At 34.4% G+C, this 11571-nt stretch carries 10 protein-coding genes and 1 tRNA gene; all 11 read right to left on the bottom strand.

Going from position 1 to position 11571, the window contains the following annotated elements:
- Positions 1-2415 (bottom strand): hypothetical protein, encoded by a 2415-nt coding sequence (locus H5T45_03610; GenBank protein MBC7128803.1) that lies wholly within the window; start codon positions 2413-2415, stop codon positions 1-3.
- Between the two features lie 265 nt (positions 2416-2680).
- Positions 2681-3427 (bottom strand): CRISPR-associated endoribonuclease Cas6, encoded by a 747-nt coding sequence (gene cas6 / locus H5T45_03615; protein MBC7128804.1) that lies wholly within the window; start codon positions 3425-3427, stop codon positions 2681-2683.
- Positions 3424-4116, bottom strand: a complete 693-nt coding sequence (locus H5T45_03620; protein ID MBC7128805.1) for a DUF72 domain-containing protein — start codon at positions 4114-4116, stop codon at positions 3424-3426. Before H5T45_03620 ends, cas6 begins: the two co-directional genes overlap by 4 nt.
- Positions 4113-5102 carry a tyrosine--tRNA ligase gene (locus H5T45_03625; protein MBC7128806.1) on the bottom strand — a complete coding sequence of 330 codons (990 nt, stop codon included), beginning with the start codon at positions 5100-5102 and terminating at the stop codon, positions 4113-4115. The genes H5T45_03620 and H5T45_03625 overlap by 4 nt, the downstream gene beginning before the upstream one ends.
- 21 nt (positions 5103-5123) lie before the next feature.
- Positions 5124-5780: a hypothetical protein gene (locus tag H5T45_03630; GenBank protein ID MBC7128807.1), complete on the bottom strand. Its 657-nt coding sequence runs from the start codon at positions 5778-5780 to the stop codon at positions 5124-5126.
- A gap of 41 nt (positions 5781-5821) precedes the next feature.
- Positions 5822-5894, bottom strand: a tRNA-Ala gene (locus tag H5T45_03635).
- A 10-nt stretch (positions 5895-5904) separates the two neighbouring features.
- On the bottom strand, positions 5905-8391 hold the full coding sequence (gene alaS, locus H5T45_03640; protein MBC7128808.1) for an alanine--tRNA ligase: 2487 nt from the start codon (positions 8389-8391) through the stop codon (positions 5905-5907).
- Between the two features lie 118 nt (positions 8392-8509).
- Entirely contained in the window at positions 8510-9487 is a 978-nt protein-coding gene (locus H5T45_03645) for a D-glycerate dehydrogenase (GenBank protein MBC7128809.1), read from the bottom strand.
- Between the two features lie 2 nt (positions 9488-9489).
- A complete protein-coding gene (pdxT, locus tag H5T45_03650; GenBank protein ID MBC7128810.1) occupies positions 9490-10059 on the bottom strand; it encodes a pyridoxal 5'-phosphate synthase glutaminase subunit PdxT in 570 nt (189 codons plus the stop codon).
- The gene (gene pdxS, locus H5T45_03655) at positions 10056-11039 is read right to left on the bottom strand and encodes a pyridoxal 5'-phosphate synthase lyase subunit PdxS (GenBank protein MBC7128811.1); all 984 of its coding nucleotides are present in this window, start codon (positions 11037-11039) and stop codon (positions 10056-10058) included. The genes pdxT and pdxS overlap by 4 nt, the downstream gene beginning before the upstream one ends.
- A 63-nt stretch (positions 11040-11102) precedes the next feature.
- Positions 11103-11279, bottom strand: coding sequence for a hypothetical protein (locus H5T45_03660; protein ID MBC7128812.1), 177 nt, complete (start codon positions 11277-11279; stop codon positions 11103-11105).
- Positions 11280-11571: the final 292 nt, after the last annotated feature.

The following is an 11571-nucleotide window of genomic DNA, read 5'->3' on the forward strand; positions in this document are numbered from 1 at the left end:
TTATGCCTCCTTCGAAATTGATTTTAATGCAAATTCGTACGCATCTACCAAGTATTTTTCAATTGAGGAAAGTGAAGACACAGAGTACCAATTTTTTTCTTTTAAGTAATGGATCAAGCTCTCAACAAACTCTTTAACATATTTTTCAGCATCTTTTTTTTTGGCATACTCTTCTCTCATAGCCAGCTTATATATTTGGGCAGAAACAAATGTTTTTAATTCATCTTCTGGTAATCTCTGCTGAAGAGCTATTAAGATTGCATCTATAGCAGTTCTCATAAGCACAGTTCTTTTATAGGAGGAACCCCACACATTGCTATAAAGTTCCTTCCCTCTTTGCGCTATTTCTTCTATTTTCATCATCTCACCCCAAAAACAACTTTTTACTACATTAATGTTTCGGTTCCAATCGTTACTCTTAAGTTTGGTGAAATGAATAAAAGAAAAGATATTGTAACTTTGCACGCTAAAGTAACCTTTACGCTTATCAAGTTCATAAATTGCATTTAAGAATTGTCTTTTTTTAGCAAGTTCGCCAAAATCGCAAATAGTATGTATTTGGAGAGAAATTTCAAGTCTTGTCGGATTCTCATTAACAAATAGAGTATTGTAAGTTCGCAGAAGAGTATATGGAACTGTAAGTATAGATTTGCATCCATATCTCCTTACGAAATCCAAAATTTGTTTTGTGATATTTACCCTGTTGCTCTGCCTCACAGCCTCTTCTTTGCCCCCATACCGGTAAGGTACAACCAAGTACAATCCGTCGAAATCACCCAACCTAAATTGTACACGCTCTGTGATTGAGATCTCGGTCTCTATTGGGACATTACTAAAATTTCTTGCAAAGTAGGAAATATTAGCAAATATCTTATCGAAATAGAATATGGCAAATAAATAGTCCCCGGTTGGAGAGTATCCATGTTTACTCAGTAATCCTTCAATTAAATTTCGTTCAATAAGACAGAGGGGACAGATTTTCTTCTGTTCTCCAAACACTTTTCCTCTCTTCGAAAACTCTCTTGCTTGGAGAAAATAGTTCATTTTAGCTCTATATTCCAGAGTCGCTCGTGTACCACATAAGAAGCACATTTCCTCTTTGTCTTTAGGCGTTTCCTCAGTATCAAAAGTCTGCTGAAAATCTACAGAAATATTTTTTATAATCGTATCAAATATATTCAAGTTACTTCGTTGCTCTAATTGTTGATTCAGGAAATCATCACACTTTTTAAAAATTGATTCTATATCGTACATTTGATAATTTTCAAAAAGCTCTTTTGCTACATAAATCTTGAATTTCTGGGAACCAACCTGATCTCTGATTGATTTGATTTTTTCTCTCAACTGAGTATTTAAAATATCATTTATTTTTCGTTCTTCTTTTTTATTTGGTTGTTTCTTTAAAATAGTTTTAATATCATCATTTTTGTAAATGAAATATGTAATTACAGCTAATTTTTTCTGAAGCTCTCTATTTTGAGGCAAAGCAATGTTGACACCCTTCATGGCTTTCGGTATTTTCCTAATTATCTCACTTAAAATTATTTCTTTTTTCTCATCTATTGGCAGTGGAAAGTTCAGAATAGAACTATCATCAATTGATTGAAAGTCTATCCTTAAACTCAGAAAGTTTTCTTGCTCTTCTTCATTTCTGTTTAATTTCAACAACTCTTTAATGTTCGTGAGAAGGTGCTCTTTGATCTTCTCAGGCTCTGGGAGGATAATTTCTTTATGAATATAGAAAATTCCATCCTCAAATAATAAAAAAGGAATAGCGCCTTTCTCTTCGTAGTACTTTTTTAACGCTTTAAGAAGCTCTTTCCTTATGAGAAATTGTGGAAATTTAGGTATTTGAACCACATGAACATCATGATATTTAAGAGCATCGAATATTTTTAGGACATACAACTCATCTTTTGTTAGGCTTGCGATTTTATCCCCTAACCGTGAATAATCCGCCAGTCTCCCAAATTCTGTTCTATGCTCACTTGTCTCCATTCGAGTTTCATCTTTTAATTCCGTATTCTGTATTAACCAAGCAATTTCATTACAATCGACGCTATCGATTTCTGGGAAGAAATCCTTTATTTTGAAGTCATCATTTTCAAAATATTTTTTTATATTCTCTTTAGAATTACCACCCGATATTCCATATTTCCCTTCGAGATATTTTCCTATGTCATGGAGAGTAATAATAGATATAAGTAATTTCAACTCTTTGATATTGTTTTCCGATTCAGTATCCAGATGTTCATAAGAGTATATAGAACTTGCAGTAAACACTGCGTTGATTATGTGCGTGGGATAGCTTACAATATTCTCTTTTTTAGCAGAAACACTAACAGAGTTTTTAAACAAACTTGGAAGTACTTTGTCGCAATAGTCGTTTAAAATCCACTTTAACACTTCACTCATAATTTTTATAAATAGTATCCTTCTTTATAAACATTACTCCTATGTAATGTCAAGGAACATCGGTAATATTGGACAAAAGGAGAAATGATTCGGTGATTATGTGAAATTCGAATTATGCCAGTAACTCTTAAATTCTCTATCGTTCGAAAGAACCAGTAAGAAATTAATAAGCAAAAAATGTTACCATATCAAGTTGACTTTACATTATTTGAACTCTGTGTTTGTATCATCAACCAAGGCCTTGATCAACCAATTGTCAGGATGTTCATTGAGAACCCAGCGAATATCTCGGATTTACAAATCCAAAGCCCATGCTGTTTCTTTCTCCGAAGCCGGCATCTATCCCAAATTCAATAATTTTTCTTTGAACACTGTCCATGTAGCTCCACATAAATTCCCATAAACTTCCAGCAAAAGGATAGTCTTTTCCATTTATTGTTAGATTGCTATATACTGATTTTTTAAAAATAAATTGCTCAAACAAATCATATCTATATATTTCTGTTCCATAAAAATCATTGAATTTTTTAATCAAATTCTCGCTTAATTGTTTTAAAAAAGCCTCAAAACTATATTTTGGACGCCAATAAACATATCTTTTCTTCCTTTCTTCTTGTGGAATATTATAGCTATTATATCTTGCTTCTGGAATTCTTATTATTATAGGAGTTGAAGAGCAAATATGGACATTTCTTTTTGATATTTTAACTTCAAAAATTGAATATTCTTTAATTTTAAATTGCGTTTCTCCTATATTTACTATTTTACCTATTTCTAATTTTTCAGCAATTGAATTTATTAATTCCTTGCTTGGAGAAGAAATTATAAAATTTCTTATCCTACTACCTTCAAAGGGAAATATATTTGAAAAGCAAAAAAACTTGTATCCTTTCTTATCATGAATTGAATTAAATTTTTCTCTTATAAGACTATATACAAATCCCTGCAATTTATTATATGCATTATCTATTGCTTGCTTTTTCTCATCCTCTAACTTTATTATTACCCTCATTTTATCATTTCCTTAAATTCGATTGCATTTTTTAGCATTTTTGTGTTGTTGAATAAGCAATAAATTTCCTTATTCCTGCAAAATTCCAAGAGCTTTTTCAATTCTTCTTTGCTGTAATCATAGTTATATCCAGTTATTCCATGCAAACGGTAATATTTTATTTTTCCATAATAGCTTGGGCTTTTAAAAGGATCAACGCAGTGAATTAAATCAAAATTTTTGCAAATTTCTATAATTTTTTCCCTTCTCCAGTTTCCTCTTAATTCAATTGCATACAAAAACTTTCTTTCTATGCTTGAAAAAAATTGTTCAATGTTTCTTATGTTTTCAGCGCTTTCATGAAAGTTTGGAGGGCATTGAAAAACAATTATTTTTGCATCCAACTCTTTTGCAAATTCGCTAAATTTTTCCCATGCATCAAAAACTTCATTGCTAGGCTTGAAAAATCCATAATTATTGCTTTCTATTTTTAACTTTGCTTTCCTATAAGTAGGACTGTTTGGCAAATGAGTTATTGGTTGCCATGCCTTCATTGTATATTCAAAATTTTCCGGCTTTTCCTTGCGCCATTTTCTTGCTGTTTCTATTGAAGGCAATGAATAGAATGTTTTTTGTATCTCAACTACTTCAAATTTTTTAAAATACTCATCCTTTTTGCAGCAAAAACCACAGCATCCTACTTTTATCATTTCTCTAAATAATTCATAAGTGCTTCTAAATTTTTTGGATTGCTTGAAAAATGAATTCTTATTGGAGAAATAATTTTTTCCAGATACTCAGCAACTGAATTTTTTAAATCAACAAAATGGATTTCGCTTTTAAGAAAAGAATTTTCAAGCTCCTCATAAGATGAAAAAGTCCTGCCAGCTACTTCTACTTCCTCAAAATGTTGAAAAATAATATACCTTGCTATTTCCATAACTGGATTATTTTCAGCCTGCAAGGGACAATATGCTTTATTTATTTTCCTCTTTATTGTTTCAAAATCATCATGAATAAAAATTGCACTTTCTGGCTTACTTTTTGACATCTTTGCATCCATTCTTTCCTTTGCTTGCAGCGAGGAAATTAAGGGAGTATGAAGTGCAACAACTTTTTTCTTTCCTAATTTTCCAGAAACATCTCTTGCAAGCATGTGAGCATGCCTTTGATCCATTCCTCCAAGAGCAACATCAACATCTAAATAAAATATGTCCGCTACCTGCATAAGAGGATAAAAAAATTTTGATATATCCTTTTCTGCTTCCTCCTCCTTCCTCCCCATTATATCCATTGCTCTTTTAGCTCTTGCAAGAGTTGTTTCCTTAGCTATTTTAATTACTGTCTTCCAGTATTCGCTATCCCTTACCATTTCACTTGCATAAACATATTTAACCTTATTTATTCCCATTGCAAGAAATGCATCTTTTATATATTCCCCACAAATTTTGATTGCTTGCAAATCGCCATTTAGCTTGTCATTTATCCAAGCATGCCAGTCAGCGAGCAGAATATAAAAATCAAATCCAGCATCGACCAAATCTTTAATTTTATCAGCACACATAAGCCAGCCAAGATGAACTAAACCAGATGGCTCAAAACCAATATAGCCCTTTTTATCCTCCTTTTTAACAATTTTTTCTAATTCCTCAATCGTTACTACTTCCTTCAGGTTTCTTTTTATTTTTTCAATCATAAAGGTATAGTAAAATTTATATTAAATTTTATCCAAGATATTTGCATATTTTTCCATTCTTATTTTATTTCCTTCGCTTTGAACAAGCCATGTCATCCAACAAATTTCTATCGCTTTATATCCACAAATTGATGCAATTTCCTCCGCCTTTTTTATAAATTCCAAATCATTTTCAACTGCATCATATCCTGCTTTCTCCAGTATTTCATTTATAACTCTTTTAACAATTTTATCTGGCATTACTGTATCTACTCCTCCCATCATTCTTAAATATTGAAAAGTAACTAGTCCAACACCCTTTATTTTTCCTATTTCATCTTCCTTCCATTTTTCAACATTTGCATTCTTTGCCCATTTTCTTAAAGCTTCTCTATCATCATTGCTTAATTTTGAAAGATAGAAAGATATGTTTTTTGCAGTATTCCAGCTCCTTTCATTTTTCCATATCTTTTTCACCTCCTCTATATCTGCTTCAGCAAGCTCTTTCAATTTTTTAATTTTTCCGCTCCTTACAAATTTTTCATCAAATTCAAAAACTTTTGGAACAACAGCGTTGAAATAATTTAAGCCAAGAGAAGTAAAGCAAGCATCAACAATCATCAAAACAACACTACCATGCCATCTCTCTGTTTTAAGGCATCTCTCACAATGCTCTCTCAGCCCACAAACCTTTCGCATGTATTCATCAACAATCCTTTTCAACTCTTCTCTACCCACAGTGGACCGGGCGGGATTTGAACCCGCGACCTCCACCATGCCAAGGTGGCGATCTTCCAGCTGATCTACCGGCCCATAAGGATAATTATTTCATTTTAAATTTTTTTATTTCTTCTTTAATTATTCTTATTGCATCTTTTTTAAATTCTTCAGCCCTGTCCTTCTCTATGCTTGCTTGAGCAATTGTTCTTTTTCCTCCTCCTTTTTGCGAGAGAGTTTTTACAATTTTTGAACAATCTAATGAGATGTCTGGGGAGCATGCAAGCGTTATTATTGCATTTTCTTCTTTAATGCTTGCTGAAACAACAACCGCTTTTTCTTTAGTAAGTTCTTTTATTGAAGAAGGCACAAGTTCATTCTGATTTATTATCTTTATTCCCTCATAAAATTCCGCATTTTCCTCACTTATTTTTTCTTTAAGCTTCCTCAATTCTTTCCTTAGCTCCTTTATTTCTTTTTCCATTTCCTCAACTGCTGAAACAATTTTATCCTGCTGCAGATTAAGCCCTTCAGCCAATTTCCTTATAATTTCCTCCTGCTTTTGAATATATTCTATCGCTCTTTCGCCCGCACAAAATCTTATTCTCTCCACTCCATCCTGAACTCTTTCAATTCCTATTATTTTAATCAATCCGGCTTCTCTTGTATTATCAATATGCATTCCTCCACATGCCTCCGCTTCTATGCCAGGAATTTCAACAACCCTTATAACACTGCTTTTAGGAGCCCCTCCTTGATATAATCTCATTCCATATTTCTTCTCCGCCTCATTTCTTTCATAAAAATATTTTTTGACTTCTATCCCTTTCCTTACCACTTCATTTGCCCTTTTTTCTATTTCCCTCGCTTCTTCCACACTTATTCTCTTATAATGAGTTATATCAAGCCTTGCCTCATTTTCATCAAGCTCACTTCCTGCCTGCCATACATGCTCCCCCAAAGTTATGCGAGATGCGTGATTTATTATATGCGTTGCAGTGTGATGTATCATCATTGCATATCTCCTTTCCCAGTCAATTATTCCCTTCACTTCCCCTTCCCCTATTTCTCCATCTATATAATGCAAGATTGCATCTCCTGCCTTTTCCGCCTTTATAACTCTTGCCTTCTTCCCATTCTGAATTAAATAGCCAGTATCGCTTTTTTCTCCCCCTCCTTCTGGATAAAAAAGAGTTTTATCAAGAATTACAAAATTCTCTCCTTTATAAATAACTTTTGCATTAAACTCTTTTTCATAAGGCATTTCATAGTAAATTTTTGATGTATTATATGGATAAGTTCTCTCCTCCTTTTTTTCTTCTCTGCTTTTTAAATGCCTTTCCACAATCATTGATTCAAATTTCTCGGGAATTTCAACATCTATTATTTCTTTCACAATTTCTGGATGAATTCCATGTGAATCATAAAGTTCAACAAGCTCTTCAACCCCAACTTTCTTATATCTTGATAAAATTGCCTTTCCTCTTTCAATTATTGAATTAAATTTATCTTCCTCAATTTCGATTATTTCTTTTATCCTGCTCCTTGAATTCTTCAATTCTGGAAAATCTCTCCCCATTTCATCTATATGAAGAGAAACAACATCAAATAGCCCTTCAAAACCAATTTTTTTCATGAAGCGAAGAGCTCTCCTTATAATAAGTCTTGCAAGATATCCAGCACCTGAATTTGAAGGAACTATTCCATCAGCTAACATAAAAGCGATACACCGAGCGTGGTCTGCAATTGCATATACCTCTTCTTTGCTCTTAATTTTTGCCTCACTATCAATTCTATCAACTGCATATTTAAATATTGCATCATAAACCGTTTTACTTCCATTGGTTAGCCATACAAGCCTTTCCAGTCCATAGCCAGTATCAACAACTCTAATGGGCATTTTCGAATATCTCGCTCCTTTAATTAAAAACTCTCCTTTCTCATCTTCTCTCAGATTCATAAACACGAGTGTCGCAACCTCAAGCCCCCCGCAAAGCACTTCGAGGCAGGCGCCAGCATTCCCGCCACCCGCCCACTCCCCTTCCTTATATATTACCTCTTCTATGCCAACTTCTCTCATAAAGTTGTTGCAGTATTCAACCGTTTCCTCTGTCCAATAAATTTTTTCATGATTGTTGAAAGCGTGATGACCCATCATTTCAAAAAGGGTAAGATGGCGACCGCTTTTACCAACTTCCTCTAAATCATTTAACCTTATGCTTGGCTGAGAAATAACAAGAGGGTTTGCTGGTGGCTTGCTTATTCCACTTGTTACATGTGGCTGAAAATTTGCTATGGAAGCAATTGTTAGGTATATATCATCCCTCCACCTTGCAACAACTGGATAGCGGGCAATTATTTCATGCCCGTTTTCCTCAAAAAAAGAAAGGAATTTTTTTCTCATGCTATGCAAATCATTTTTTCTTCCAATCGGATTTCCTATAAAAGAATAGCTAACACACGGAGCATCACCGCATAACTCTTCATTTCCTCTTGTCCAGAAAAATGAGCCACATTTCTTGCATTTTCTTCTTTCAAAACCTTCTCGCTTGAAGAATTCCAGTTGAAGCATTTTTTCTAATTCAGGATGCATTGTATAATAAAGGAAGATATATATTTATTTTTGATTTCGAAAAAATGCTTAAATTGCAAAAAAGTTTATTTTATGGAAGGAAAATTTGATATCAGAAATATTAAGAAATGGAATACTGCTATATTTTTCTATATTTTACTGCCTCTGGATTCAGGCATTGAGGAGGTATTTTTCCATTTAAAGCAGAAAGAACATTCTCTGCAACCATTATTGCCATCCTTGAACGTGTTTCATAAGATGCAGAGCCAACATGAGGGGCAAGGACAACATTTTTCAATGAAAGAATTTCATCGCTTACCTCTGGCTCATTTTCATAAACATCTAAAGCTGCGCCTCCTATCCATCCTTCCTTGAGTGCTTTTATCAATGCTTTTTCATCTATGCACTTGCCACGAGATGTATTTATAAGATATGCTGTTTTTTTCATCATTTTTAACTCCTTTTCTCCTATTATATGATATGTTTCCTTAGTTAAAGGAAGATGAAGTGAGACAAAGTCAGATTCTTCAAGCAATTCTTTTAGACTGACAAAATTTGCTCCAGTTTCCTTTTCAAATTCCTCATCTCTTTTCCTGCTATAATATAAAATTTTCATTGAAAAGCCACTTGCACGCCTTGCAAAAGCCTTACCTATCCTCCCCAAGCCTATCACGCCAAGAGTTTTCCCGTATATATCTCTTCCAAGAAGAAGCATTGGAGCCCATCCTTTAAACTTTTTCTGCCTCATGAACTCATCTCCTTCAACAATTCTTCTTGCAATTGCCATCATCAAAGCCCAGGCTAAATCTGCAACAGTTTCGGTAAGCACACCAGGTGTGTTTGTTACAAATATCCCTCTTTTTGTTGCCTCAGCAATATCTATATTATCAATTCCAACCGCATAGTTTGCTATTACTTTAAGATTTTTTCCATTTTCCATAACTTCAGCATCTATTTTATCTGTGAGCAGGCATATCAAAGCATCCTTTCCCCTCACTCCTTCTATAATCTCTTCCTTGCTTGGAGGAGTATCCCCTTCATATATCTCAATCTCATGTCCTTTAAGCAATTCCATTCCTTCATCTGGCAGGCGCCTTGTGATGAATATTTTCGCCATGGTTATATATCAGCCATTTTTAAAAAATACTCATGAATTCTTGTATCACCTGTAAGTTCTGGATGGAAAGAAAGAGCAAGCATATTTTTCTGCTTTGCCATCACTATATAATCATTAAATTTTGCCATAATTTCAACACCCCTTCCAGCTTTTTCTATTAAAGGGGCTCTTATAAAAATGCAATTGAACTCTCCTATCCTCTCTATATTCAACTTTGCCTCAAAACTATCCTTTTGTCTTCCAAAGGCATTTCTCCTTACCCATATATCCATAAGCCCGAGAGTTTCTACTTCCTCATTTTTCCCAATAATTATGCATCCAGCACATGTTCCCATAACTGGCTTTCCAATGCCTGCAAAATTTTTAATTTCTTCCGCAACCCCACTTTTAATCATCAACTTGCTTATTGTAGTGCTCTCCCCTCCAGGAATAATCAATGCATCAGCCTCCCTTACTTCCTCCCTTTTAATAGTTGCAAAGGCATATCCCTCTCCAATTCTTTCAATTGCTTTATTTGCTATTTCAACATGCTCTTCAACATCCCCCTGAAAGGAAAGAACAGCAACTTTCATAACCCTCTTATCTGCATTTTCTCAGCAAGTCTGTCTATTTCCTCTCCCCTCATTGCCTCTCCAAGTCCTTTAGAAACATTTGCAACAACGCTTGCATCCCGCCAATTATTTACCGCTTCAACTATAGCCATTGCATAAGCCCTTGGATTTGATGATTTAAATATTCCTGAGCCAACAAAGACACCATCTGCCCCAAGATGCATCATCAAGGCTGCGTCTGCTGGCGTGGCTATGCCGCCCGCGGCAAAATTCACAACTGGAAGTCTGCCGAGCTTTTTTATTTCATTTAGAATTTCATAAATTCCTTTTTTGATTTCCTCAAGAGTATATCCTTCATATATTTCAACATCTCCATAGCTTATGCCATCCTTCGCAACTTCCTCGCCGAGCTTAAGGTAAGCAAGCGAATATTTTTCAGCGAGAGATGAAATTTCTTCTTTTCCCATCCTCTTTAATTTATTTATTGAAAAATTTATTATCCTCATGTGCTTCACTGCTTCAACAACATTTCCAGTGCCAGCTTCCCCTTTTGTTCTTATCATTGCAGCTCCTTCCCATATTCTCCTGCAAGCCTCGCCAAGGCTTCTTGCTCCGCAGACAAAAGGCACTTTAAATTTTCTTTTATCTATATGGAAGAAATTATCCGCGGGTGTTAAAACCTCGCTTTCATCAATCATATCAACACCTATTGCTTCGAGAGCGTTTGCCTCCATTATATGCCCTATTCTGCACTTTGCCATTACTGGAATTGTTACTGCATCCATTATTTCCTCTATTTTTTGCGGATCAGCCATTCTTGCAACCCCTCCACTTGCCCTTATATCAGCAGGCACTTTATGCAATGCCATAACTGCAACCGCTCCAGCTTCTTCAGCAATCATTGCCTGCTCCGCATTGGTTACATCCATGATTACTCCTCCTTTCTGCATTTTTGCAAATCCTCTCTTTACCAGCTCACTTCCGAACCTTAGCTTCTCCAATTCCATGCTTCTATAAAATGATTGTATATAAATTCTTTTAGCAAAAGTCTGGCAAGCATTTATCTAAAAATATAGATTTCCTTTTATAGCCATTTTATAGATCCATGCGGTATTATGCTTCTGTTGCCCGCCAGAATTACCCGCCGAAGTATAAAATCCGCTCCTTATTCTCAGCAAATGAGAATGTAAAAATACTTCGTGTAGCACAGTAAAACAGATTGCCAACATTTTTTTATTCATGTTTTTCCTCCATATTTTTAGTAAATATATTTTTCCAAAATATTTAAATTTTCATCCAAATCCTAGGTGCTGTTAAATTTAGCATTGCAGCACCTCCTACAACGCTACTATAAATCTTTCATATTCATTATCCATTGTTATCCCTCTACAATAAAAAACTGGAGTTATTGGATAAACTCTGATGGCTCTATCAAATTATAATAGAAAACATAAATGGAAAACCAGAGCTTCACATGTTTTATTTTCCATCTCTTGCTTGGAAAATAGTTATCAAAATGTTCTATCTTTTAAG

It is taken from the genome of Thermoplasmatales archaeon (genome assembly GCA_014361245.1).
In the GTDB taxonomy this organism is placed as follows: domain Archaea; phylum Thermoplasmatota; class E2; order UBA202; family JdFR-43; genus JACIWB01.